Below are 25,780 nucleotides of genomic sequence, written 5' to 3'. Positions count from 1 at the left end.
CGGAAGCTGTATCGGCTCTGTAACTCAGCTGGTCTGACGGACTGAAGGCGCAGCCGAACTTTCACGTATCGTCAGTTCAAAAGGCAGAATCACATGCTGCTCAGGATTGATCTTTTTCTCGATCAGGTTGATCAACATCTGCACGGCCGTGCGTCCAAAACCTTCGGCGGGTTGGGCGATGGTGGTCAGGGGCGGATCGCAGTAATGCGCCAACGGAATATCATCGAAGCCCACCACCGAGATATCTTCGGGCACCCGCAGGCCGGCTTCCTTGATGCGCTTGAGCGCGCCAATGGCCATCTCATCGTTTTCACAAAACAGCGCAGTCGGGCGATCGCTTAGCGTCAGCAGGGTGGCGGTGCCGTCGTAGCCGGCGCGCAGGCTGAAATCGCCGTGGCAAATAATTGCCGGGTCGCTGGGGATGCCTGCCTTCGCCAGCGCCGCCTGATAACCCGCTACACGCGCTTGGGTAAGGGGGCTGTGTTGAGGGCCTTTGATCAGGCCAATCCGGTGATGGCCCAAACCGATCAAGTGTTCAGTCATGGCCTTGGCAGCCGCATGGTTGTCGAGGCTGATGGTGGGATGGCGTCCGCCCTGGATGACTTCACAGGCGTTGACCATCGGCGGCGGCTCAGCGCTGTCGGTCGGGAAGGGGTCATAGGCGCGCAACTGAATCACGCCATCGGCCTGATGCGCATAGACCAGCTCGGCAAATTCGCGCTCGATCTCTTCGCGCCCCTGGGTATCGCATAGCAGCAGTCGGTAACCGGCGGCCTGGGCAGCCGATTGCGCGCCGCTGATCACCCGGGCAAAAAAGCTGTTGGCAATCTTTGGAACCAGAATCACCAGATTGCCGGTGCGCCGTGAGCGGAACTGCACGGCCATCAGGTTGGGGCGATAACCGGCTTGCTCGACTGCAGCAGTGACTTTGTCTCGGGTGGCCTGGCGCACACGCTCGGGCGATTTCAGGGTGCGCGATACGGTGGCGACCGAAACGCCGGCGAGCCGGGCGACTTCACGGATATTGGACAAAACCACCTCATGTCTGAACTGAACGTCGGGCGAGCTTACAGCAGGTCTGCCTGCGCTTGAATCCTGTGAGCGTCATGATCGATTTGACAGCTCACGCCCGAGCGCCTAAATTCCTGCTCAAATGTAACCGGTTACATCTGGCTGGAAACAGCTTCCATTCGCGCCGGACAGAGAAGGTCAGCGATGAACACAGTGATACCTAAAATAAGAATGGGCTTTGTCGGTGGCGGGGAGGGCTCGTTTATCGCTCAAGCGCACCACCAGGCCGCAGGGCTCGATGGCCGCTTTGAGCTGGTGTGCGGAGCCTTCAGTCGCGATGCGCAGAACAACCTGCGAACTGGCATCCGCTTGGGCCTGCCTCAGTCGCGCTGTTACAGCACATGGCAATTGATGCTCGAAGCCGAGCGTGCGCTACCCGCCGAAGAGCGCGTGGAGTTGCTGGTGATCGTGACGCCTAACCATCTGCATGCACCGGTCGCCAGCGAAGCACTGGCCGCAGGTTTTCATGTGTTCAGCGAGAAACCCGCGGCATTGAGCCTCGCGGAACTGCAGGATCTCAAAGCTCGATTGAACAGCAGCGCCGGACTGTACGGCCTGGCGCATACCTATCTGGGTTACCCGATGGTCTGGCAAGCCCGGGACATGGTGCGCAACGGCGTCATAGGAAACGTGCGCAAGGTGCTGGTGGAATATCCTCAGGGCTGGCTCAGCCAGGATGTGGCCGGGCAGGGCAACAAGCAGGCCGAGTGGCGCGGCCGGCGGGAGTTGTCCGGGGCGGGCGGCTGCATCGCCGATATCGGCACTCACGCGTTTTCCCTGGCGGAGTTTGTCGCTGATCAAGCCATCACTCACCTGTGTGCCAACCTCGGTGTGCACGTCGAGGGTCGTCAGCTGGATGACGACGCCGCGATGCTGTTCAAGATGGCACAGGGCGCCAGCGGGATGTTGATTGCCAGTCAGGTCTGCGCCGGCGAGGAGAACCCGCTAAGCATTCGGGTCTACGGTGACAAGGGCGGCCTCGAATGGCGCCAGGAACAGCCCGCCAGCCTGATTCATCGCTCACTCGACCAACCGATGCGCATCCTGCGTTCCGGCACCGGGCAGCCGTGGTTGTGCGAGGCCGCGACCCAACGTATGCGCCTGCCCGCCGGGCATCCCGAAGGTTATCTGGAAGCGATGGCCAATCTGTACGGCGACTTTGCCAAGGCCATCCGCGCAGGCGGCGTACACCATGCCGCTCCTGGCGTGCCGGGGATCGAAGTGGGCCTGCGCGGCATGGCGTTTATTGAAACAGCCATTGCCAGTCACCACAGCGATGCCAAATGGACGCCTTTGGAGTGCAACGTATGAAACTGCAACCGTCCGCTGTGTCCGCAACTGCTGCGGTTGCCCAAGGCCTGCGCGGCCCGGGGATCTTTCTGGCGCAGTTCATCGGTGATGACGCGCCATTCGACACCCTGGCCAATATCGCGCAATGGGCGGCGTCCCAAGGCTACAGCGCCATTCAACTGCCGACGCTGGGCACACGCTTTATCGATCTGCAACGCGCGGCTGAAAGCCAAAGCTATTGCGACGAGTTGAAAGCCGTGTGCGCCAGCGCCGGCGTGGAAATCAGTGAGCTGTCGACGCACCTGCAAGGGCAATTGGTGGCGGTTCATCCTGCGTTCGATGCGCTGTTCGATGACTTTGCTCCGGCTCATTTGCGCGGCCAGCCTCGGGCGCGTACTGAGTGGGCCATTGAGCAGTTGAAGCTGGCGGCGCGGGCCAGCCAGCGTCTGGGCCTGACGGCACACGCCACGTTTTCCGGGGCTCTGCTCTGGCCCTACATGTACCCTTGGCCGCAACGCCCCAGCGGTCTGGTCGAGCAAGGGTTTGCCGAACTGGCCCAGCGCTGGCTGCCGATCCTCGACTGTTTCGACGAGGCCGGTGTCGACCTGTGCTACGAAATTCACCCCGGTGAAGACCTGCACGACGGCGCCTCGTTCGAGCGTTTCCTTGAAGCCGTCAATCATCATCCCCGCGCCGCCATCCTCTACGACCCCAGCCATTTGTTGCTGCAGCAGATGGATTACCTGGGCTTCATCGACCGTTATCACTCACGTATCCGCATGTTCCACGTCAAGGACGCGGAGTTCCGTCCCGATGCGCGCTCCGGTGTCTATGGCGGTTATCAGGGCTGGGTGGAGCGTCCGGGACGGTTCCGTTCGTTGGGTGACGGCCAGATCGACTTCAAGTCGATTTTCAGCAAGCTGACCCAATACGGGTTCAGCGGCTGGGCCGTGCTGGAGTGGGAGTGCTGCCTGAAAGACTCCGCCCAAGGCGCTGCCGAGGGCGCTGCATTTATCCGCGAGCACATGATTACCCGAAGCCAGAAGGCCTTTGACGATTTCGTCAGCGTGGCCAGCGACGTGGCTTCCAACAGGCGCTTGCTCGGCTTGCCCGACGCCTGAGTTTCATCCGCTTCTTCCAATAAAAACAAGACGGTGACTGTGATGACCTGGATGACCGCGCGCCTGAGCGCCATGATGTTTTTGCAATTTTTTATCTGGGGTGGCTGGTTCGTCACCCTGGGCACTTTCCTTTCCAGCCAACTGGGCGCGAGCGGCAGCCAGATCGGCATGGCGTTCTCGACCCAATCCTGGGGCGCGATCATTGCCCCCTTCGTGATCGGCCTGATCGCTGACCGTCTCTTTAACGCTGAACGCATTCTGGCGGTGCTGCATCTGTTGGGCGCGGTATTGCTTTATCAGCTTTACCGAGCGGCGGATTTTGCCGCGTTCTATCCCTACGTGCTCGCCTACATGATGATCTACATGCCGACGCTGGCATTGGTCAATTCGGTGGCCTTCCGGCAGATGCGCGACCCGGCGCTGGAGTTCTCGCGCATTCGTGTGTGGGGCACGGTGGGCTGGATTGTTGCCGGAGTGGTGATCAGTTTCGTCTTCGCCTGGGACTCGAAAGCCGCGATCGCGTCGGGCGGCCTGCGCAACACCTTCCTGATGGCGGCGCTGGCCTCGCTGGTGCTGGGCGTCTACAGCTTCACACTGCCGCGTACCGCACCGCTGAAAACCGAGAACACCCGAACCGGTGTCAAACAGCTCCTCGGCCTCGACGCCTTGGGCCTGCTGAAAGACCGCAGCTATCTGGTGTTTTTCATCGCCTCGATCCTGATCTGCATCCCGCTGGCGTTCTATTACCAGAATGCCAATCCGTTTCTGGCGGACATCGGCATGACCAACCCCACGGCGAAGATGGCCATCGGGCAGGTGTCCGAAGTGCTGTTCATGCTCCTGCTGCCGCTGTTCATTCACCGCTTCGGCATCAAGATCGCCTTATTAATGGGCATGCTGGCGTGGGCCTTGCGCTACGTGTTGTTCGCCTACGGCAACAACGCCGACCTGGCCTTCATGCTGTTCACCGGCATCGCCCTGCACGGGATCTGCTACGACTTTTTCTTCGTCTCCGGGCAGATCTACACCGACGCCAAAACCCCTGAACGCTACAGAAGCTCGGCCCAGGGCCTGATCACCCTGGCGACCTACGGCGTTGGCATGTTGATCGGCTTCTGGGTCGCGGGGCACGTTTCCGATTATTACGCCACGCCTGAAGGGCATCAGTGGCAGAGTATCTGGCTGTTTCCGGCGTTCTTTTCGCTGGGGGTGGTGCTGGTGTTCTTGTTTGCTTTTCGTGATGTGTCGCGGTCAGCGGTGGCGTCTGCCAAGGCTTGAGGGTACCCGCGCCTGTTCGCGCTTGCCATCGACTACCTGCGTTCGGCTTGCCTGACCTTGCGACTCAATCCAGGCGTCTTGCCTGTAATGCGTTTGAATGCACGACTGAACGCGGCCTGCGAGGTATAGCCCAAACGCTGCGCTACCTCTTCAATCGGTAGCCTTTCGAGAGTCAGCCACTGGCTTGCAAGCCGCATTCGCAGCTCGGTGACATAGCGCAGCGGGGCCATGCCAATGGTCGTCTGGAAGCGGTCCGCGAAGACCGAGCGTGAGGTATTGCAGTGCTCTGCCAACTGCGCAACAGTCCAGTCGCGGCCCGGTTGCTGATGGAGCGCAAGCAGTGCGCCAGCCAAGCGGGGGTCGCGCAAGGCGGCGACCAGGCCAGAAGCATTCCCGCAGGCGCACTCCACCCAGCCGCGAACGACCATGGCAGCCACCACGTCGGCCAAACGCGCGAGGATACCGGCGTAGCCAACGCGTGCGGCGCTGACCTCGCGTTCCATGGTGGTCAGGATCGGCACCAGCCCGGGATAGCGCTGGCCGCCGGCGTCAATCAGCATCAAGCCCGGCATCAGCCTGCCAAGGCCATGGATACTGCCCAGTTCAAACTCCATACAAGCACTGAACAAAATAATGCTCGGGGCAGGGCTGGCATCGGTTCCGGTGTCCACCGCGCTGACGGCGTCACCCAAGGGCGCACCGTCCAGACGATCGATGTCCTGGACAGGCGCATCCGGATGGGACAACAGTTGATGGGCTACGCCATGGGAGATGAACACCGCATTGCCGGCAGACAGCGCATAGGTGCTGCCGTCCTCCATTCGCAGCACCGCATTGCCGACGGCCATGAAGTGGAACCAAGCGTGCCCGGGTTTTTCCGCAAAGCCCAAACCGAAGGTCGAGCCCGCCTGGATACGCCGGTAGTCAACGCCACGCAGGCGCATGCTGCGCAACAGCTCGTTGATGAGGTCCGAGGAAAGGGCAAATTGATCGGCAGTCATCGTTCAGGTGTTTTAGTCAAAAAGTAGAGACTTTGGATCATAGATCATCCGGTTTTCGGCGCCTAGACTGCGGCTCGAAATGAAGAACGGGAGATCCGAGCAATGACTGACTGTGTATGTAACACCGTGTCCGACCGCCATTGCGGCGTCAGCGCCGACGTAGAGCCTGCGGCACCTGCGTGGATGGCCGTCTTCTCGTTGGCAATGGGGGTGTTCGGATTACTGACCGCTGAGTACCTTCCGGCCAGCTTGTTGACGCTGATGGCTACCGAGCTGGGCGTGTCCGAAGCGCTGGCTGGCCAGGCGGTAACGGTGACGGCCGTGGTGGCGCTGTTCGCTGGCTTGTTGGTGCCAGGTCTGACCCGCGGCATCGACCGACGTTGGGTGTTGTTGGGTTTTTCCATGTTGATGGTCGCTTCCAACCTTTTGGTCGCCGTGTCCTCCAGCTTCGCGGTGCTGTTAGTGATGCGCATCTTGCTGGGCATTGCGCTTGGGGGATTCTGGAGCATGGCGGCGGCGGTAGCGATGCGCTTGGTGCCGAGTGCCTTGTTGCCGCGGGCGCTGTCGATCATTTTCAGCGGCATCGCCATCGGCACAGTAGTGGCAGTGCCGCTGGGCAGCTATCTGGGCGGGCTGTATGGCTGGCGCAGCGCGTTCTTCGCAGCGGCGGCGGTAGGCATGGTGACCCTGGCTTTCCAGTCGCTCACTCTGCCGAAACTCGCGCCGCGGCGGCCCGCAAGACTTCGCACCGTTTTCGAGGTGTTGCTGCGCCCAGGCATCGCCATGGGGATGTTCGGTTGTGTGCTGGTGCACAGCGCGCACTTCGCGATGTTTACCTATGTTCGGCCATTCCTTGAAGGGACTACCGGCATCGGTTCGCAAGGGCTGTCACTGATGCTGCTGGGGTTCGGTGTAGCGAATTTCGTCGGCACGCTGTTGGCCGGCCGGCTGCTGGAGCGCCACCCGTTGGCCACTCTGGTGCTGATGCCCGCGCTGGTCGGTGTTGCTGCACTGGCGTTGGTGCTGTTGCCGGCCTCGGTGCCGGGGCAGGCGGTGCTGCTGGCAGTCTGGGGCATGGCCTTTGGTGGTGTGCCGGTGGCGTGGTCGAACTGGGTCGCCAGCGCGGTACCGGATCAGGCGGAAAGCGCCGGAGGCATGGTAGTGGCCTCCGTGCAGTCAGCCATCGCCACGGGCGCCGCCGCGGGTGGGGCGATGTTCAGCCTCGGTGGCAGCGCAGGCGTATTCGTAGCGGCAGCGGTGCTGATGCTGCTGGCCGCGTTGCTGATTGCCCTGCGTGTTCGCGTTCCCTCTAGCCATGGCGTTCACCAGCCCAAACCGGCGTTGCACCTTTGATCCGGTTTTTCCGACCGCCTCGATCCGCCTCAAATCGTTGCGCGCAGCAGGTATCGGTAATGCGCTGGGATTGTTTAAAAAATGGTCAGATGAACAGGCTGTCCGAGGGCGCCTAAAGACTGTCAGGGTCGCCAAAAAACATCTGAATCCGCGACCTCAACCAGCGCTCTCCCGGATCATTATCCTGCGATCCGCGCCAGGCCATGTGCAGTTCAAACGTACGTGTCGGCAGCGGCGGGTCTTCGGCGCGCAGGCCACCGGCGGCGGTCAGCGCATCAGCGGTGTAATCCGGCACGGTCGCGACGATGTCAGTGCCCGCCAGCAGTGTCCCCAATCCGTTGAACTGCGGCACGGCCAGCACCACATGGCGCTTGCGATCGAGTTTTTCCAGCTCCTCGTCGACAAAGCCGCTGAGGTCGCCGGCAAACGACACCAGCGCATGCGGACGCGCGCAGTAATCGTCCAGGCTCAGCGGGCCTGGCACGGTGTCGGCGCGCAGCAGTTTGGGGGCGCTGCGGCGCAGGACTTTGCGCTTGGCGTTGGCCGGAAGGTCGGTGGTGTAGCTGACGCCGATGGAGATTTCGCCGGAGGCCAGCAGGCCGGGCATCAGGATGTAATTGACCCGACGCACCACCAGCACGATGCCCGGTGCTTCTGCGCGCAGGCGCTTGAGCAACATCGGCAGCAGGGCGAATTCGACGTCGTCGGACAAACCGATGCGAAACACCGAGGTGCTGGTGGCCGGGTCGAACTCCGCCGCGCGGCTGACAGCGGTGGAAATCGAGTCGAGGGCCGGCGAGAGCAGGGCGAAGATTTCCACCGCCCGGGCAGACGGTTCCATGCTGCGCCCGGTGCGCACGAACAGCGGGTCGTCGAACAGGCTGCGCAGGCGCGACAGCGCCGCACTGATTGCCGGTTGTCCGAGAAAGAGCTTTTCTGCCGCCCGGGTCACACTGCGTTCGTGCATCAATGTTTCGAATACGATCAACAGGTTCAGGTCGACACGACGCAGGTCATTACGATTCATCTGGAGTCCTGGCAGAGTCATCAAGCTTGACGAGAGCGGCCATATGAGAACAATGGCCGGCATGAATCTTACGGGGAAAGGCTGGTACTCTGCACCGGAAAATTCAGCTTTTACCAGACGGCAGCAGCGCTTTTTTTATGGATTTTGCCAATGCCGCTTCTGTTGCGGAATCAATGACAGGCATGTCGACTATTAATAGCCACTGATGGTCTTGGGTCCAAAGCCCAGATAGAGTTCATGGCATTAGAGGTTACTTTGACGAGGTTTGCGATGTCCCGCACGATCCGTTTTCACAAGTTTGGTCCGGCCGAGGTGCTCAAATGCGAAGAGCATGCGGCCGCTCAGCCAGGTCCTGGCGAAGTGCAGGTGCGTGTCGAAGCCATCGGCATCAGCTGGTATGACACCCTTTGGCGGCAGAACCTGGCTTCGTCCCAGGCGCGTCTGCCATCGGGCCTTGGCCATGAGATGGCCGGTGTGGTCACCGCTGTCGGTGCCGACGTCGAAGACCTGTCCGTGGGCGACAAGGTCGCCAGTTTCCCGGCTGAAAGCCCCAACGACTATCCGGTCTACGGTGAGTCGATTGTGCTGCCGCGTACCGCGCTGACCCGTTATCCGGATGTCCTCAGCCCGATCGAAGCCAGCGTGCATTACACGCCGCTGCTGATCGCCTATTTTGCCTACGCCGATCTGGCACGGGTCAAGCCGGGGCAATTTGCCCTGGTCACCGACGCCAGTCATTGCGCCGGTCCGTCCTTTGTCCAGCTGGGCAAGGCGCTGGGTGTGCGGGTGATTGCCGCGACCAAAAATGCCGAGGAACGCGAGTATCTGCTGTCGCTTGGCGCAGAGAAAGTCATCGTTACGGAAGAGGAAGATCTGTTGATGCGAGTCAACAAGATCACCGACAACCGTGGCGTCGATGTCGTGTTCGACGGTCTGGGTGGCCCGCAGATGTCGCTGCTCGGCGATGTGCTGGCACCGCGTGGCAGCCTGGTGCTGTATGGCTTGCAGGGCGGCAATCAGACGCCGTTCCCGGCCTGTGCGGCATTTCAGAAGAACATCCAGTTCTTCGTCCATTGCATCGGCAATTTCACTGGCAAGCCCGAGCTGGGCATCACCCAGGACCACGTCGCCCTGCAACGTGCACTGCGTGACATCAACCAGCTCACCGCTGATCGCGTACTGCTGCCGCTGAAAACCCGTGTATTCGCATTCAACGAGTTCGTCGAAGCACATCGCTACATGGACGAATGCCCTTGCCGCGAGCGAGTCGCACTGCAAGTCGAACCTGCGTAAACCTTGGCCTTCGGAGTCCGTGGCCCCACGGACTCCTTCTGCGTTTACTCACGCGCCTCAAAAAACAGCGCGTGTTGATCCCCACCTGGAATCGGTTCAGCAACTGAGCTGGTTTTTACCCTCGATCTGTATCTTCTAATCCTTATGTAAGCCCTGATAATTGAATGATTATTTTCATCTCAAGGAATGAGCCATGCCTGTGCATTCAATTTGTCCTGCGCGCTATCAAATGTATAAAACCGTTGCTTGCGGAAGATTCTGTTTAATTGCTGTAAGACCATTCGGAAACTACTTCTCTTTTTCTTGTACTCACTTGCCTTCGGACCCTGTGGGAAATTTCCTAGGATGCTCAGCGGAAAAATATCAACCAATAAATACAGGGGGTTGACGCCGAAAAATGGCAATTCTCGGGGTTTTGCCAGCTCAAGTGTTTCAAATAACTTCAAAGTTGTAAGTGTTAGCATTTGAACGTCTATTACTTATTGATGAATTGTGGCGTCACGGATTTTTCCGTTAGCGCTGCATGAAACTTTCGATTCCGGGTAAATACCGATGAGCACGATCCATGATCAAGCAATGAACTATGTCTATCAGCAAGTGTTGCAACGTTTGCTGAGTTTTTTCTCACGTGCCGAACGCACTGCCCTGCAGTTGCTGATCCAGCGGCTGGCGGTGGCTGCCGGCGGCATGGAGAACATCGGTCATTTCAAGGTGCTGGTGAACCAGTCCGGGTCGCGGGACAGCTGTTACACCCTGGCCTTGTTGCGTGCTGCACAGTTGAGCATTGCCGGCCGCTCGCCGGCGACGTTTCAGCTGCGGGTGGCCAATCTGCGCTGGAACGGCAACAGCCAGGCGTCACTGCAGAACCTGCACCGCAGCTATAGCGCCTTGTTTCTGTATGACGATCCGCGTGTGGAGCTGGTGATGGTGGATAACCGCGAGGTGATTCCGTTTGATCATCAGACGCCCATCAGCGATTCGGGACGCGAGGCCAACCGTCTCAACCTGCTGCTGCTCGGGCACCGCCGGACATGGAATGAACCGCTGCAATTGTGGGACGACGTCTATCTGGCCACCGCCGAGTTTTATGGTCAGGTGGCGCGCTGGAACCACGGCGTAGATGCCATGATCGGCAGCGAACCGGAGCGCCGTCAGCAACACTTTCTGAAGGGGCTCGACCGCGCCGTGCAGAAGGCCGGGATTGCGGGGCCGCAGGTGAGCACGGTCGGCTTCGAGAGGCTGTTTGCGCTGCTCGATGCGCTGGGCGGTGATTATTACCGTGAGTTTTATCCCGAGGACGAGCGAGTGATGTGGCGCCCGGAAGGTCAGTTCGAAGCCTGTCGGCGCACCGGTTTCATCAATATCCACGACATGATCGTCGGCAAGCTTGAGGAACGCTGGCCGTTGCTCAGCGATTTTCTCGGCTTCCAGGTTGATGAAATGACGCTTTACCAAAGCGACGACGAACATGTCGAGTCTGTGGTGGCGGCGCATTTGTGCGGTTTGCACGCGCAGCTCATCGAGGACCGGACCTATCAGGAGGGTGTCAGCGACTACCTGGCAAGCAGCCTGCTGACGATGCGGCAGAAGCAGGTTCCTGAATCCGTTTGTGAGCAGCTGCTGGCCGTCTTCGGCGACCTGCGTGAACTGGATCAGTTGCGTGCACAGGCGGAGTGCGCCTTGCAGTCCAGTTTCGAGTTGAACCAGATACAACTGACATGCTTGCTGTTCGCTCCGTTCATCGATGGCGGTGCCGGCCTTGAGCGCTTTTTGCGCCATTGCCACCCGGGCATGCTGGTAGCTATCCCGGATCTGCATCGGGCGATGCAAGGCCTGCACGCCCCGGAACAGGTCGTGAAATGGATGACCGATGTCAGTGGGCTGCCGCTCAGGTTGATAGTGCGTTTGTATGCAATGGGCCCGCTTTGCATGTCTGTGGCGAACCACGTCGAGTCGCATGCAGACGAACAGTGCGCGCATGCACGACCAGCAGCCGATCGCACGGCAGAAGGCTGATCATGAGCCCCTTGCCTGGAATTGAATGGGTGCCCACGGATACGGGATTGTGAAAGCGTCGAGGGAAAACGACTTCGTTTATCAGGCGGTTTATCGATATTTGACATTGTTGATAGACGAGGCCGGAAAGGGGCCAGCCGTACGTTTGCCTTCGCTGCGACAACTGGCGGACCGGCTCAGCGTCTCGATCTCGACAGTGCAGTACGCCTATTCGCTTCTCGAAAAAGAAGGGCGGGTCTACTCGATCGCCAAATCCGGATACTACGCACAAGTGCTACACGATGTGGATTCGCTTCATAGCAGTCAGGATTTGCTCGAAACGGTCTACGTCAACGCCCGACGCCCGGGCATGTGCGTGCTGAGCGCTGACGACCCGGCGTCATTGCAGCCACTGGACAGTCCGTTGCTGATGCTGGAACGCGAATTGTTGCGCCAGTATCCGCGCCATCCGTCTTCGTTGGTGCAACCTTGCGGCGAGCTGGAGCTGCGTACGGTGTTGGCCGCGCGTTACACCACCTCCACGTCCAATTATTGGGGCGCGGAGGACGTCTACATTGGTGCCGACTTGCGCGGGGTGCTGGAAATACTGATTTCCGTGCTGCAATTGCGCGGCGCCACCGTGGTGGTTGAATCGCCATGTGATTGGGTGATCCTGCGTCTTCTCGACGCAGCCCAGGTGCATGTCATCGAGTTGCCGCTGCTTGCGGACGGACAGGTGGATTCGCAACGGCTTGAGTCGCTGCTCACACACGAGTCGGTGCGCTTGATGCTGGTGTCTTCTGCTCTGAGCATGCCGCGCGGTAGTCTGCGACCGTTGAACAACCAGCAGGCCATTGCGCATTTGCTGGCGCTGCATGGCACCTGGGTGCTGGAAAACGATTGCTATAGCGAATTGCACGACGGGGAGGGTGCCCAGTCCTTGCGCGACTGGCTCGATCCTGAACGGTTACTGGTGTTTTCAACGTTCGAAAAATTCATCGGCGCCGAGGCACCGTTCGGCTATCTGTTATCGCGGCACTGGCGCCACGAGTTACAGCGGCATTTTCTATTGCGCGCGTTTCGCCTGTCGCCCATTCGTCAAAAAGCCATTGCCAGGCTGCTGGGAGGCGGTCGGCTGGACCAGCATCTGTCGATCTTGCGAAGAATGCTCAAGGAGCGACGCACGCCTTTGATTGCATTGCTGCGTGATCGCTTGGGTGATGCGCTGCAGGTTGTCGAGCCGGATGGCGGCGCGACGGTATGGGTGCGCTCGTTGCGGCCGGTCAACATGGCCCAGGTGTTCCAGCGCCTGCTCCGGCAACAGATCGTCATTGCGCCGGGCGAGCTGTTCAGCCTGCAGGGTTTGCATAAGCAGAACCTGCGCTTGAGTCCGCTGAGTCATGGTGAGCGTGAGCTGGCCGATGTGGTCGGGTTGCTAGGCGATGCGTTACGCCTGGCGCCCAGGGAGTGACGTTAAAAAACATCGGAAGAGTCCCGGATAGATCCCGTCGCACTACGGTCAAACTGCCAGTAAACTGCGCTCTATTCCTGAATCACTCCATTTCAGAGGTTTTGCATGACACTCAGTCCTTTTGCGGGCAAACCGGCACCGGCAGAACTGTTGGTCGATATCCCGCGACTGGTGACGGCTTACTACACCGGACAGCCCGACGCGTCGATTTCCACTCAGCGTGTGGCGTTCGGTACTTCCGGACACCGGGGCAGCTCGTTCGACTTGAGTTTCAACGAATGGCACGTTCTGGCAATCAGCCAGGCGATCTGCCTGTACCGCGAAGCGCAAGGTATTACCGGGCCATTGTTCGTCGGCATCGACACGCATGCACTGTCGACCCCGGCCGGTGCCAGCGCGCTGGAAGTTCTGGCAGCCAACGGTGTTACGGTGATGATCGCCGAAGGCGATGAATACACACCGACACCGGCCATTTCCCACGCCATTCTTTGCTACAACCGTGGCCGCACCTCGGGCCTGGCAGACGGCATCGTTATCACGCCGTCGCACAACCCGCCTCAAAGCGGTGGTTACAAGTACAACCCTACCAATGGCGGGCCGGCTGATACCCACATCACCAAGTGGATCGAAGCCAAGGCCAACGAATTGTTGGTCAACAAACTGGCAGGTGTGAAACGCATCAGCTACGAGCAGGCGCTCAAGGCCAGCACCACCCATCGTCACGACTACGTCAACACCTACGTTGCCGACCTGATCAATGTGATCGATTTCGACGCCATTCGTGACGCCAGTCTACGTCTGGGCGTTGATCCGCTGGGTGGAGCAGGGGTGCGCTATTGGTCGGCGATTGCCGAGCATTACCGTCTGGATCTGCAAGTGGTGAACAAGGAGGTCGATGCAACGTTCCGCTTCATGACCGTCGACTGGGATGGCCAGATTCGCATGGACCCATCCTCCAGCCACGCGATGCAAGGCCTGATCGGCCTGAAAGAGCGCTTCGACGTGGCGTTTGCCTGCGACCCGGATCACGACCGCCACGGCATCGTCACGCCCTCCGGAGGTTTGCTGGCACCGAACAACTATCTGGCGGTCTCCATCGACTACCTGTTCCAGAATCGCCCGCAATGGCGCGCCGATGCCGCCGTGGGTAAAACCGTGGTCAGCAGCGGTCTGATCGACCGCGTCGCCCAGCGTCTGGGTCGTCGCCTGTATGAAGTGCCGGTCGGTTTCAAATGGTTTGCCGAAGGGCTGTTCGACGGTTCGCTGGGTTTCGGCGGCGAAGAAAGTGCCGGTGCGTCGTTCCTGCGCAAGGACGGCGGTGTGTGGAGCACCGATAAGGATGGTTTGATTCCGGCGCTGCTCGCCGCTGAAATGACCGCGCGCACCGGGCGCGATCCGAGCCAGGCGTACAAGGCGCTGACCGATGAGCTGGGCGAACCGTTCTCGGTGCGCGTCGATGCCAAGGCCAACCCTGAGCAGAAGGCGCTGCTGAGCAAGTTGTCGCCGGCGCAAGTCACCTCGACTGAACTGGCTGGCGAGAAGATCCAGAGTATCCTCAGCCACGCACCGGGCAACGATCAGGCGATTGGAGGTCTGAAGGTGATGACCGAGAACGGCTGGTTCGCCGCGCGCCCGTCCGGCACCGAAGACATTTACAAGATTTACGCCGAGAGCTTTATCGGTGATGACCACCTTAAACAACTGGTGGTTGAAGCGCAGGCATTGGTGGATGGGGCTATTTCCAGCCGTTGATGTTCGCCAAGATGTGGAAAAGGGGCAGCCGTGATGGTTGCCCCTTTTTTTGTCCGCTATTCAAGGCTGAGGCTGAAGCGGCCTCACCCTGGCCCTCTCCCAAAGGGAGAGGGGACTGAATGTGGGTGGCTTCAGGCATTCTTCGACCTGGTAATGCGGCGCTGAACGAGCGAGGACTGTTAAGCCAGATCCACCAGAACGATTTCACTGTCTTCAACCGCAGTCACCGTCAGCACTTGCTCCTGCGCAACAGCAACGCCGTCTCGAGCTTGTGCACGCAAGCCATTGACTTCAATCACCCCGGTTGCCGGGACGAGATACGCGCGGCGCCCTTCATCCAGACGGTATTCCGCGGTTTCGCCGGCTTTGAGATTCGCTGCAACCAGACGCGCATCGGCGCGGATTCGCAGGCTCTGATCATCGCCGTCCTTGCCGCTGGCCAAGATTACAAAACCTTCACGCTGGCCTTTCGGAAAGGGTTTGGCACCCCAGGACGGCGGCGCACCGGTTTCAGTCGGCAGAATCCAGATCTGGAAGATCCGCGTGTCTTTGGCTTCGAGGTTGTATTCACTGTGCGCAATGCCGGTGCCTGCGCTCATGACTTGCACGTCACCCGCTTCGGTGCGGCCCTTGTTACCCAGGTTGTCCTGGTGGGTGATCGCACCTTCACGCACATACGTGATGATTTCCATGTCGCGGTGCGGATGCTGCGGGAAACCGCTGCCAGCGGCGATCACGTCGTCATTCCAGACGCGCAGATTGCCCCAGTTCATGCGTTGCGGGTCGTAATACTCGGCGAACGAGAAATGGTGGTGGGCATCGAGCCAGCCATGATTGGCTGCGCCCAGCGATTTGAAAGGTCTGAGTTCAAGCATGATCGTCTCCGCAATAGGTTCGTCACAGGGGCAAACCGGTGGTTTATGACGGCGATCATCTACCCGTTAACTATCGATAAAAAGCGTAAAAAATGCGGCATTACTATCGAATAGGTTGATGAAAGGGGAGAAGAAAACATCTCACCCGACTTTCATTTCATCGCCTAAACCGATGACCCATAAGCATTTCGCTAGAAACGAACGGCGAATCCAGACACCATAGCCGCCTCAGCCTCACACACTGGAGCCGTCTGCGTGGCGCAACACACCCCCGATCTCCCTCCCGAACTTCGTCCACTGGCCGAGATGCCCTGGTTCAAACGCCTGGCGGCGCGGTTCTTCGGCCATGGCTTGACCCGTTTGCGCGCGCAGCATCGTGCGTCCTGGTTGCATGGGCAAGCGGATGGCTTTCGCAGCGGGCACACCGCCGGTGTTGATTACGGTTTTAAACAAGGCAAGCTCGAAGGGCTGGAGGAAGGGCGGCAGGTGCTGCTGATTCGTGACAGTCGCAACACTGAGCATCGCCCGCCCAGCGTCGACAACCATTTGTTCGATGATTGGCGCCTGCCACTGACGGCCGAACTGAAAAAGCGCATGAAAGCCGATGTTGCGCGTCTGTTGCCTGCTCACGCGCAGCCGAGTACCGCGCAATGGAAAATGATTTTCAGCGAAACGCCGTCGACTTCAGTGGTCGCCGGGGCTGGCGCGGGTAAATCCACCACGCTGGTGCTGCGTATTTTGCTGCTCACGCATTATCTGGGTTTCGAGCTGGATTCGATGACTGTGGTGACGTTCACCCGCGAGTCGCGCAAGGATTTCATCAAAAAACTGATTGAATTGTTCGCACTCTGGGGTCAGGCAGTGAGCCTGCACCAGGCGCGAGAACTGGTCCGTACCTTCCATTCGCGCATTTTGCCGATGGTGCGCAGCCTGCCGGGTTTCGAGCGTCTGCAGGCTTTCGAGAATCTCAGTGAAAGAGCGCAGGGCGCTGCCGAAGAAGTCGACAGCAACCCGTTTGACCTGCGGATCAATGACGCGCAGCGCCAGCAGCTCAATGCCTGCTATTACCGCTTGTTTAACGAAGACGAGCGTTTTCGTCAGTTGATTCAGCCGTTGTCCCGCGCCGGCTTGCAGTTGAAGGAGCTGGAGCGCGATCACCCGGACGTGCAGAAGCGCGTCGCGGTAACGGAGCTGGCATCGCGGCGTGATGAAGAATTGTGCGATGTGATCGAGGACCTGTGGTTCCGCGCCGGTGCGTGGCCGATCAAGGGCATCGAGCCGAATCGGCAAACGTTCGAGATCAATGGTGCGAAATTCCACAGTCACGGCTACATCCCGAGCCTGGACGCGTGGGTGGTGCTGGGTTTCGATCAGCGTGAGAACCCGCAGCTTTCCCGGCCAAACGCCAAGCTCAGCGTGCGCGCAGAGTGGGCAGTCAAGCGCACCCTGTTTCAAGCTTTCTGTCGTAAGCCATTGATATGGCTGGATAGTTACGAATCATCGAAGCGCGTTCTGGCAACCTTGGCCGGGGACGCCAGCGCCGGGCCGGGCTTTGATTACAAGGTCAAGGGTGAGCTGGCTTCGGCGCCGTTGCTCGATTGCTTTGTTGGCGCGGCCGGGTTTATCGAAAACCTGGGGCTGGATGTGCCTGACGCCGTCGGCCGCATGAGTTTCGCCAAGGACGACCCGGACCGGTTTTTCTTCGAGGCGCTGAGTCTGTTCTGGCGCGCCTTCGAAGATCATTTGCTCGATCAGAAACCGCCGATCATGACCTACAACCGAATGTTCGCGCTGTTCAGCGAGCACTCACCAGAAAATCTCAAGTTATTGAGCGATGAGCTGCTTAGGCCGCTGTCGCACCTGATGATTGACGAATTTCAGGACGTTTCGCCGCAAATTGTCTCGTGGATACGCGCAAGCCTCGCCGAAATCCGCAGCCGAGGCCCGGCCATGCACGTTGGGCGCGGCGCGCAGCGTTCGTCGTTGCTGTGCGTTGGCGATGACTGGCAGTCGATCTACGGCTGGCGCGGCAGTTCGCCGAGTTACTTCATGGCGTTCGACAAGGAATTCCCGTCGCCGAGCACGACACGGGTGATGCTGAGCGACAATTACCGCAGCCACCAACACATCATCGACGCCGCTGAGCATATCGTTCGCGCGGCGCCGGCCATTCCCGGCAAGAAGGCCAAGGCCAGCGGTTCCCCCAAGCCGTTACAAGCGGTCAACGTTCTCGAGCGTGACGATCAGGCACTGGCTGAACGCTTGTCCGAGCACTATCGCCAAGGTCATTCGATCTTGATGCTTTATCGAAAAAGCAGCGATAAGTCATTGATAGCAGAGCATATTCAGCCTGTAGTTAATGTAGATTCGAGCTTGCCATACGAAGCTCGACGACTGAAACAACTGACCTTCCACAGCGCCAAAGGCCTGCAGGCCGATGCGGTGTTCTTGCTGGGCGATTGCCAGCACCTGACCAGTTCGCCCTACAAGAATCAGGTTTACCGCATGGCCGGGCTGGGCAAGTCTGGGGACAGCGAGCCGTACGACAGCGCGCAAAAAGACGAAATCCTGCGCTTGGCCTACGTCGGTATTACCCGTGCCGTCAGCCATTGCTACTGGTACGTTGAGCCCCAGGAAGGGCAAGCGGCGAACATGCCACGGGCGTCAGACAGGGTGCCGGGCAACAAACCGTTCTTCGCCGATCATCGCAAAACGAGACAAACCACCTGAGCACAAAAAAGCCCGCACACTGCGGGCTTTTTTCGTTATATATCAACAGGCTAGGCGTAATTCCTGAGAGACTCTGGAGGAATGAAAGCTTCCAGCTCATCCTCCACAGCCTCGATGATTCGTTCCACATCTGCCGCATTCATGACCGTCGCGCAGGGAATACCGGCGATGGCAATCATGGTTTCCCCATTGGCGCGATCGAACAAACGGGCGACCATGCTGCCTGGCGCGTCCATCGTTGCTTCGAAACCCATGGGGTGAAAATGCCAGCGCATCAGTTGGCATGCATTGGGGAACGTGACTTTGCTAGACCCTTTATTCATATGTTGCCCGCCTTCTTCATCGAGCGCTTCCGTTTGCTCATGTTAGGTGGGAAGAGCCTTCATTGGCTCAACCGGTGACAGGTATTAAAAGTAGCATCCAGTTGTGAAATTCTCGTGAGAATTTTCAGTCCGTTTAGCGATTGCAGCGATTTTTTTGATGTAGATCACGTGAGGTCAGGTAATCGCCAAATGGCCATCACTGATTTTTCGTTGCCGCCAATGCCGATCTTGGGCAAGCTCGGTTCTTTTTTTCGAGCCTTCTATGCACGCTGATGACGACGGCCCCGAACAGACGCAGGCCACGGCTGCCACGGTCATGCGCTACCACCTGAGCTGGAAACATCGCGACCTGGACAGCGTCATGGCGTTGTATCACGCCGATATCCAATACAACGATTTTTTCCAGAACCGCGTGCTCGGCCGCAATGAGTTACGTGAATACGTGCGCGTCAGCATGCCGCGAGAATCCGACGAGCTGCTTGAGCATTGCGACCGCATTCGCGTCGATGGCAACACTGCGTTCATTCAATACGAAGTGACCTTGCGCGGTGGTGATGGCTTGGTGTCGTTCCGCTCGAGCGAAGCGATTACCGTCAGGGACGGGCTGATCTGGCGCGTCAATGAATATGCCTCGCTGTTGCGCACGCAAACGGATGGCACTGCCTCGGCGAGTCAGCGCCCGGCAGCGAGTCGCCTGGGCCTGTCGCCACGCCAGTTGAGCTTCATGGCCGAAGACCTGCAGCAGTACTTCGAAAAGCAGCAGCCGTACCTTGATCCCGAACTCGATTTGCAGCGGGTGGCGAAGGAGTGCGGCTACAGTCGCAACCAGATTTCCTATCTGCTCAATCAAGTGCTCGGGCAAAGCTTCTACCGCTACGTCAATCAGGCGCGCCTGCAGCATTTGTTGCGTTCGCTCGACAGCGCGGTGCCGCCGCTGCGCATCGATGAACTGGCGTTTGCCGCCGGTTTCAATTCGTTGTCGGCGTTTTACAGCTGTTTCCGCCAGCACACCGGCCAATCGCCCAAGGCCTACGTCAAACAAATTTCTTTGCGGGCACGCGCGCAAGACATTGGCTAAGGACTGCCACTAGGATCGACGCCATCGAAGGTTTTCAGTGGCGGAGTCTGGCATGCCGGCGTGGCGCACGATCAGTTTATGGATGGACCAGCTCGACGAGCCGCTGACCGCGCGGCCTGAGCTGGAGCAGGACCTGGACGTCGATGTGGCGATCATCGGCGCTGGCTACACCGGGCTGTGGACGGCCTATTACCTGAAAAAACACGCACCGGGCCTCGATATTGCGATTGTCGAAGCGCAAACCGCCGGTTTTGGCGCATCCGGGCGCAACGGCGGCTGGCTGATGGGCAACCTGCTCGGCGAGGATCGCTTGCTCGCCGGACTGTCGCCACAGCAGCGCCGGGCGTCATTCGATCTGCTGCACAGTATCCCCGATGAGGTCGAAATCGTCCTCGAACAAGAGGGTATCGACTGTGATTATCGCAAGGGCGGGGTGCTGTACTGCGCGGCACGTTATCCGGAGCAAGAAGCGAACCTGCGCGATTATCTGGCAAAACTGCACGCCCAAGGCCTGACTGACGACGATTACCGTTGGCTCAGCCCGGAACAACTGGCGCAGCAGATCCGCATCGCCAAGCCATACGGCGGCATTTACGCGCCTCATGTAGCGACCATTCACCCGGCGAAACTGGTGCGGGGGCTGGCGCGCACCGTGCAGGACATGGGCGTGAAGATTTATGAAAACAGCCCGGTTACGCAATGGCAGTCCGGCAGTTTGCGCACGGCCAAGGCCAGTGTGCGCAGCCGCTGGATCGTGCCGGCCGTCGAGGGCTATTCGGTTACGTTGCCACCGCTGGGCCGCTATCAGTTACCGGTGCAAAGCCTGATCGTTGCCACCGAGCCGCTGTCGCAAGCGACCTGGGACGAGATCGGCCTCAATCGCGGTCAGGCCTTCAGCGAATTCAGCCGCCAAGTCACTTACGGCCAGCGCAGCGCCGACAACCGTTTGATCTTCGGCGCGCGCGGCGGCTATCAGTTCGCCGGCAAGTTGCGCCACAACTTCGATCTGAGCCGTGATGAAGTCGAACTGCGCCGTTATCTGTTCGGTGAACTGTTTCCGCAGCTGAAAAACGTGCAGATCACCCACGCCTGGGGCGGCAATCTCGGTATGTCGCGACATTTCAAACCGCACATGCTGTGCGACCGCGCCAACGGCATCGCGCTGTCCGGCGGTTATGGCGGGGAGGGCGTCGGCGCCAGCAATCTCGGTGGCCGGACCCTGGCCGATCTGATTCTCGAGCGCGACAGCGACCTCGTCCATCAGCCTTGGGTGCTGGCGGACGGCGGCATTCACGCCTTGCGCGCCTGGGAGCCGGAGCCCTGCCGCTGGCTCGGCTACAACGCGATCATCAAAAGCTTCGTCCACGAAGACCAGACTCTGGCCAATCCTGCCACTGCGCCGTGGCGGCGCAAACTCGCCAGCCGGGTCGCCGGTTTCATGGAAGGGTTCATGCATTGAATGTCGTTCATTTCCACAAGCAGGTAAGCCCATGAGCATCACCCAGTTCAAGAACACCGCCACGTTGCAACTCGACGAATCCAGCCCGGTGGCCGTGCCCCTCGGCGAGCCCGTCGCGATCGCCTCGACCACCAGCGTCGAGCGCGACGATGGCGTCGAAACCGGGGTCTGGGAATGCACGCCTGGGCGCTGGCGCCGGCAGATCACCGCGCAGGAGTTCTGCCATTTCATTTCCGGACGCTGCACGTTCACCCCCGACGGCGGTGGCGAAACCCTGCACATACAAGGTGGCGACGCACTGATGTTGCCGGCCAACACGCTCGGTATCTGGGATATCCAGGAAACCGTGCGCAAGAGCTACGTGCTGATTTTCTGATTATTTGATCCTTTGATTGCCTGCCAACAAGAAAGACAACCCACACAGGAATCGATCCATGATCCGCAAGACCCTCGCTCTGGCACCGCTGATGCTCGCCGTTTCCCTTGCTCAGGCCGCGGAAACGGTCAAGGTTTACAACTGGTCTGACTACATCGCGCCGGACACCACCAAGAACTTTGAAAAAGCCACCGGCATCGGCGTGACGTACGACGTCTACGACAGCAACGAAACCCTCGACGGCAAGTTGATGACCGGGAAATCCGGTTACGACGTGGTGTTTCCGTCCAACCACTTCCTGGCCCGGCAGATTCAGGGCGGGGCGCTGAAGAAGCTCGACAAGAGCCAGTTGCCGAACTGGAAGAATCTCAACCCGGTGCTGCTCAAGGCGCTGCAGACCAATGACCCGGGCAACGAACACGGTTTTCCGTATCTGTGGGGCAGCACGGGCATCGGCTATAACATCGCCAAGGTCAAAGCGGTGCTGGGCGACAATGCACCGGTGGACTCCTGGGATCTGATCTTCAAGCCCGAGAACATGGAGAAACTGCAGAAGTGTGGGGTGGCGATTCTCGACAACGGTCCGGAATTGCTGCCGGCGGCGCTCAATTATCTGGGGCTGCCGCACCACAGCAAGAATCCCGAGGACTATAAAAAAGCCGAAGCGTTGCTGATGAAGGTCCGGCCGTATGTGAGCTATTTCCATTCGTCGAAATACACCAGTGATCTGGCCAATAGCGATATCTGCGTGGCGGTGGGGTTCTCCGGGGACATTTTGCAGGCGGAGAACCGCGCGAAAGAGGCGAAGAACGGCGTCGAGATTGGTTATGCGATTCCCAAGGAGGGCGCGGCGATCTGGTTTGACATGGTCGCCATGCCGGCTGATGCGCCGGATGAGAAGGCCGGGTATGCGTTCATGAATTATCTGTTGCGGCCGGAGGTGATGGCCGGGATCAGCAATTACGTGCATTACGCCAATGGCAATGAGCAGGCGGATGGGTTGATTGATCCGGCGATCAGGAACGATACCAAGGTTTATCCGAGTCCGGAGATGATGGGCAAGCTGTTTGCGCTGGAGGCGATGCCGTTGAATATTGACCGGATTCGTACGCGGGTTTGGAACAAGATTCGTACCGGGAGTTGATCAGCTGGCCGGGCACGCAGCCCGGCCAGCTTGCTTTTGGAGGTATTGGAATAACGTAATCTGTTTTTATACCTGTCATATCTGACAGGTTTCAGCTGGATCATTTTCCTTTCTAATGAAAAAACGAAGATCGCACCGGTCTTCGAAAAGAAAAGGAAAAGGAAAATGTCTAAGCTCGAAATTTTTTCTGAATCACCCGTTAGCCATGAAGGCCAAAAAGGAGAGGTTTCAGGCACGATCAAGGGGAAGGTGAAAAACCTGAAGACGGGAAACGTTCACGACTTCAAGGATCCTTGGATTTGGCGTGATACACAGCAAGGTACATTGCGCTTTCATGGCGTCGTGGGCGATCCAGAAGCGCCAGGCGAACAGGTCGCGATCGGGTTACAGCTTTCGAGCGCTTCGCAACCGGGTGGTGATTTCAAGGTGGGCGATCCGGAAATCCTCCATCTCAGCTATACCAAATATGGTAATCCGGACGTTTATTTTCGCGCTGAGTCAGGTTTGGTGAAGCTCCAGAGACAAGCAAATGATCGTATCAATGGCTCGCTCAAGTTCGAAACGATCACCATTGGCGCAAACCAATATGCTGTTGATGTGATCTACGACATCGGCGCGCCTTGATCGATTTGTCCGAACGAAAAAACCGTGGGAGTGAGCTGCTCGCGCAGTCGGTCTGTGATTCAGCATCAATGTTGTTTGATCTGACGCCTTCGCGAGCGAGATCACTCCCACAATGCTTTTAAGCGTTTAACTGGTTGATATCAATACACTGGCATCGCACAAGTCAAATGCAGGAAAGTGAGACGCGCCTAACAAAAAACAACTTACCCTTATTTAATATTCAAATAGAAAATCGTCAGACAATTAGGCAGAAGCTCCGCAACTAAAACATTCTTTTGACCCCGCACGCTTTGTTTACGGCAGTTTTGCGAAACAGCCCGATTTGATCTCAAAAAAATCCTTTACGGCAGATTTCAAATTGTGTCAGGTTTCTTACGCCTTCATTGGGCGAGTGATAGGACGATCTCGCCAGGGATCGTCCTATCGGACAAAAACTGTTCCATTGCTTAACAAGGAAGTGTGTTTATGTCGAAAGTCAAAACCAATGCTGTTGATGCCGCCGAGCAGGCATTTCAGTTGGCCGCCTTCAGTTCGGCGTACAACCAGATCAACAGCTTCAGCCATCAATACGATCGTGGCGGTAATCTCACGGTCAATGGCAAACCCTCCTTTTCCGTCGACCAGGCCGCTACGCAGTTACTGCGTGACGGTGCGGCCTATCAGGACAAGGACGGCAGCGGCAAGATCGAGCTGACCTATACGTTCCTGACCTCGGCCTCGTTCAGTACGATGAACAAGCACGGGATCAGCGGTTTCAGTCAGTTCAGTGCGCAGCAGCAGGCTCAGGCCAAGCTGGCCATGCAGTCCTGGGCCGATGTCGCCAACGTCACCTTCACCGAGAAAGCCTCGGGCGGTGACGGGCACATGACCTTTGGCAATTACAGCGGTGGTCAGGATGGCGCTGCGGCGTTCGCTTATTTGCCGGGGACCGGTGCCGGTTATGACGGTACTTCGTGGTACTTGATCAACAGCGGCTATACGCAGAACAAAAACCCGGACCTGAACAACTACGGCCGTCAGACCCTGACCCACGAGATCGGTCACACCCTCGGTCTTGCGCACCCCGGTGACTACAACGCCGGCAACGGCAACCCGACCTACAACGATGCGACCTACGGGCAAGACACCCGCGGTTACAGCGTCATGAGTTACTGGAGCGAAAGCAATACCAGTCAGAACTTCAGCAAGGGCGGGGTGGAAGCGTATTCTTCCGGGCCGCTGATGGACGATATCGCCGCCATCCAGAAGCTCTACGGCGCCAACATGAACACCCGTACCGGTGACAGCACTTACGGGTTCAACTCCAACACCGGGCGCGATTTCCTCAGCGCTTCGTCGTCCAGCGACAAAGTGGTGTTCTCCGTCTGGGATGCGGGCGGTAAAGACACGCTGGATTTCTCCGGCTTCACGCAGAACCAGAAAATCAACCTCAATGACGCCTCGTTCTCCGACGTTGGCGGTCTGGTCGGCAACGTGTCGATTGCCAAAGGCGCGATCATCGAGAATGCCATTGGCGGTTCCGGCAGTGATTTGCTGATCGGCAACAGTGTGGCCAACGAGCTCAAGGGCGGTGCCGGTAACGACATCCTCTATGGCGCGGGCGGTGCCGACAAACTGTGGGGCGGTTCGGGTTCCGACACGTTTGTGTTCGCGGCCAGTTCCGATTCCAAGCCGGGGGCGATCGATCAGATCCTCGATTTCGTCAGCGGTCTGGACAAGATCGACCTGACCGGCATCACCAACGGCGCAGGCCTGCACTTCGTCAACAGCTTCACCGGTGCGGCCGGCGATGCGGTGCTGACCTCGTCGGGCGGCAACAGCCTGTTGTCGGTGGACTTTTCCGGGCACGGCGTGGCTGACTTCATCGTCAGCACCGTTGGCCAGGCAGCCACCAGCGACATCGTGGCGTGATGTAAAAGGGCAAAGCGGCGCGTCATGCGCCGCTTTGTCCGCTTGCATCGTGCCGGACTGTAAGCAAGGCTACACGCCGGAGCGATTATTCCCATGATCAGTAAAGCTTTTACCTACAAGGCAGGGGGCGTGGCTAACGGCGGCGTTCATCATGGTTTCAGGAGAAACGAGCATGGCAAGCAGCCTCAGACTGGAAGAGCCGGCGGTATTTGCCGGGCAGTGGCAAGCGACATTGTCCGCGGCAGGCGATGATCGGCAAGCGCAAAAGCAACAGGACAAACCTTCGAACACCTGCACGGTGGAGTTGCGCACGAACCAGACGTTGGGTGAAGGCGCCGACTGTCTCGGCGCGTGGCTGGAACAAACGCCGATCGGCTGGTTTACGGACCCTGACGGCCTGTCGATTACCGGCAAAGAAGGCTCAAGAATCCAGTTCTTCAGCCGACAACGTGAAGGGCTTTATCTGAGTACTTTGAAATCAGGCCTGATCATTACCCTTGAGCGCACAGCGCCTTGAGCGAAATGATCCAGCCAAAAGCGAAGTTTGAATATAAAGCGCTGCATCGGCGTTATAAGCGACCTTCAATTGGCAACTGCACCGTAGTTCA

At 58.8% G+C, this 25,780-nt stretch carries 22 protein-coding genes; 16 read left to right on the top strand and 6 right to left on the bottom strand.

From position 1 onward, the window contains the following. Window positions 1-24: 24 nt before the first annotated feature. Window positions 25-1,032 carry a LacI family DNA-binding transcriptional regulator gene (locus M0746_RS12165; RefSeq protein WP_258449352.1) on the bottom strand — a complete coding sequence of 336 codons (1,008 nt, stop codon included), beginning with the start codon at window positions 1,030-1,032 and terminating at the stop codon, window positions 25-27. A gap of 183 nt (window positions 1,033-1,215) precedes the next feature. Here M0746_RS12165 and M0746_RS12160 point away from each other — a divergent pair, with 183 nt between their 5' ends. From M0746_RS12160 to M0746_RS12150, 3 genes are read left to right on the top strand one after another with little or no spacing between them, the layout of a single operon-like run. After that, window positions 1,216-2,382, top strand: a complete 1,167-nt coding sequence (locus M0746_RS12160) for a Gfo/Idh/MocA family protein (RefSeq protein ID WP_258449351.1) — start codon at window positions 1,216-1,218, stop codon at window positions 2,380-2,382. Then, window positions 2,379-3,482 carry a sugar phosphate isomerase/epimerase family protein gene (locus tag M0746_RS12155; protein WP_258449350.1) on the top strand — a complete coding sequence of 368 codons (1,104 nt, stop codon included), beginning with the start codon at window positions 2,379-2,381 and terminating at the stop codon, window positions 3,480-3,482. Before M0746_RS12160 ends, M0746_RS12155 begins: the two co-directional genes overlap by 4 nt. Window positions 3,483-3,524: 42 nt before the next feature. Continuing rightward, window positions 3,525-4,760 carry an MFS transporter gene (locus tag M0746_RS12150; protein ID WP_258449349.1) on the top strand — a complete coding sequence of 412 codons (1,236 nt, stop codon included), beginning with the start codon at window positions 3,525-3,527 and terminating at the stop codon, window positions 4,758-4,760. A gap of 32 nt (window positions 4,761-4,792) precedes the next feature. Here the strand turns inward: M0746_RS12150 and M0746_RS12145 are convergent, their stop codons facing one another. Beyond that, entirely contained in the window at window positions 4,793-5,761 is a 969-nt protein-coding gene (locus M0746_RS12145) for an AraC family transcriptional regulator (protein WP_258449348.1), read from the bottom strand. Window positions 5,762-5,863: 102 nt separating this feature from the next. Between M0746_RS12145 and M0746_RS12140 the strand changes: the two genes are divergently transcribed. Continuing rightward, complete coding sequence (locus M0746_RS12140; RefSeq protein WP_258449347.1) at window positions 5,864-7,114, top strand: MFS transporter; 1,251 nt, start codon at window positions 5,864-5,866, stop codon at window positions 7,112-7,114. Between the two features lie 112 nt (window positions 7,115-7,226). Here M0746_RS12140 and M0746_RS12135 read toward each other — a convergent pair whose 3' ends face one another. Continuing rightward, window positions 7,227-8,141, bottom strand: coding sequence for a LysR family transcriptional regulator (locus M0746_RS12135; RefSeq protein WP_090283491.1), 915 nt, complete (start codon window positions 8,139-8,141; stop codon window positions 7,227-7,229). Between the two features lie 270 nt (window positions 8,142-8,411). On the opposite strand from M0746_RS12135, the gene M0746_RS12130 reads away from it, so the two are divergent. Next, window positions 8,412-9,434 carry a zinc-dependent alcohol dehydrogenase family protein gene (locus M0746_RS12130; RefSeq protein WP_208937493.1) on the top strand — a complete coding sequence of 341 codons (1,023 nt, stop codon included), beginning with the start codon at window positions 8,412-8,414 and terminating at the stop codon, window positions 9,432-9,434. A 179-nt stretch (window positions 9,435-9,613) separates the two neighbouring features. On the opposite strand, the gene M0746_RS12125 is transcribed toward M0746_RS12130, so the two are convergent. After that, window positions 9,614-9,898 carry a hypothetical protein gene (locus M0746_RS12125; RefSeq protein ID WP_258449346.1) on the bottom strand — a complete coding sequence of 95 codons (285 nt, stop codon included), beginning with the start codon at window positions 9,896-9,898 and terminating at the stop codon, window positions 9,614-9,616. Between the two features lie 88 nt (window positions 9,899-9,986). Between M0746_RS12125 and M0746_RS12120 the strand changes: the two genes are divergently transcribed. The 3 genes from M0746_RS12120 (at window position 9,987) to pgm (ending at window position 14,652) form a co-directional block, all read left to right on the top strand. Further along, the gene (locus tag M0746_RS12120) at window positions 9,987-11,450 is read left to right on the top strand and encodes a hypothetical protein (RefSeq protein ID WP_258449345.1); all 1,464 of its coding nucleotides are present in this window, start codon (window positions 9,987-9,989) and stop codon (window positions 11,448-11,450) included. Window positions 11,451-11,499: 49 nt separating this feature from the next. Then, window positions 11,500-12,900: an aminotransferase-like domain-containing protein gene (locus M0746_RS12115; RefSeq protein WP_258449344.1), complete on the top strand. Its 1,401-nt coding sequence runs from the start codon at window positions 11,500-11,502 to the stop codon at window positions 12,898-12,900. 105 nt (window positions 12,901-13,005) lie between these two features. Further along, window positions 13,006-14,652, top strand: a complete 1,647-nt coding sequence (gene pgm / locus M0746_RS12110; protein ID WP_258449343.1) for a phosphoglucomutase (alpha-D-glucose-1,6-bisphosphate-dependent) — start codon at window positions 13,006-13,008, stop codon at window positions 14,650-14,652. A 179-nt stretch (window positions 14,653-14,831) separates the two neighbouring features. Here the strand turns inward: pgm and M0746_RS12105 are convergent, their stop codons facing one another. Further along, window positions 14,832-15,527, bottom strand: coding sequence for a pirin family protein (locus tag M0746_RS12105; RefSeq protein WP_258449342.1), 696 nt, complete (start codon window positions 15,525-15,527; stop codon window positions 14,832-14,834). Window positions 15,528-15,782: 255 nt separating this feature from the next. Here M0746_RS12105 and M0746_RS12100 point away from each other — a divergent pair, with 255 nt between their 5' ends. Continuing rightward, the gene (locus tag M0746_RS12100; protein WP_258449341.1) at window positions 15,783-18,257 is read left to right on the top strand and encodes a UvrD-helicase domain-containing protein; all 2,475 of its coding nucleotides are present in this window, start codon (window positions 15,783-15,785) and stop codon (window positions 18,255-18,257) included. Window positions 18,258-18,307: 50 nt separating this feature from the next. Here the strand turns inward: M0746_RS12100 and M0746_RS12095 are convergent, their stop codons facing one another. Next, entirely contained in the window at window positions 18,308-18,580 is a 273-nt protein-coding gene (locus M0746_RS12095) for a DUF1652 domain-containing protein (protein WP_258449340.1), read from the bottom strand. 262 nt (window positions 18,581-18,842) lie between these two features. Between M0746_RS12095 and M0746_RS12090 the strand changes: the two genes are divergently transcribed. The 7 genes from M0746_RS12090 (at window position 18,843) to M0746_RS12060 (ending at window position 25,689) form a co-directional block, all read left to right on the top strand. Beyond that, the gene (locus M0746_RS12090; protein ID WP_258449339.1) at window positions 18,843-19,658 is read left to right on the top strand and encodes a helix-turn-helix domain-containing protein; all 816 of its coding nucleotides are present in this window, start codon (window positions 18,843-18,845) and stop codon (window positions 19,656-19,658) included. Between the two features lie 52 nt (window positions 19,659-19,710). Continuing rightward, a complete protein-coding gene (locus M0746_RS12085; protein ID WP_258449338.1) occupies window positions 19,711-21,117 on the top strand; it encodes an NAD(P)/FAD-dependent oxidoreductase in 1,407 nt (468 codons plus the stop codon). Window positions 21,118-21,148: 31 nt separating this feature from the next. Next, window positions 21,149-21,493: a cupin domain-containing protein gene (locus M0746_RS12080; protein WP_141125572.1), complete on the top strand. Its 345-nt coding sequence runs from the start codon at window positions 21,149-21,151 to the stop codon at window positions 21,491-21,493. 58 nt (window positions 21,494-21,551) lie between these two features. Then, window positions 21,552-22,637 (top strand): polyamine ABC transporter substrate-binding protein, encoded by a 1,086-nt coding sequence (locus tag M0746_RS12075; protein ID WP_258449337.1) that lies wholly within the window; start codon window positions 21,552-21,554, stop codon window positions 22,635-22,637. 165 nt (window positions 22,638-22,802) lie between these two features. Beyond that, window positions 22,803-23,261 (top strand): hypothetical protein, encoded by a 459-nt coding sequence (locus tag M0746_RS12070; RefSeq protein ID WP_208937502.1) that lies wholly within the window; start codon window positions 22,803-22,805, stop codon window positions 23,259-23,261. A 465-nt stretch (window positions 23,262-23,726) separates the two neighbouring features. Then, a complete protein-coding gene (locus tag M0746_RS12065; RefSeq protein WP_258449336.1) occupies window positions 23,727-25,172 on the top strand; it encodes a serralysin family metalloprotease in 1,446 nt (481 codons plus the stop codon). Window positions 25,173-25,344: 172 nt separating this feature from the next. After that, complete coding sequence (locus M0746_RS12060; RefSeq protein ID WP_258449335.1) at window positions 25,345-25,689, top strand: protease inhibitor Inh/omp19 family protein; 345 nt, start codon at window positions 25,345-25,347, stop codon at window positions 25,687-25,689. The last annotated feature ends 91 nt before the right edge of the window (window positions 25,690-25,780 follow it).

The organism is Pseudomonas sp. S11P7, from assembly GCF_023195435.1.
Lineage (GTDB): Bacteria > Pseudomonadota > Gammaproteobacteria > Pseudomonadales > Pseudomonadaceae > Aquipseudomonas > Aquipseudomonas fluorescens_G.
This window is presented reverse-complemented; position numbering and strand designations above follow the sequence as displayed.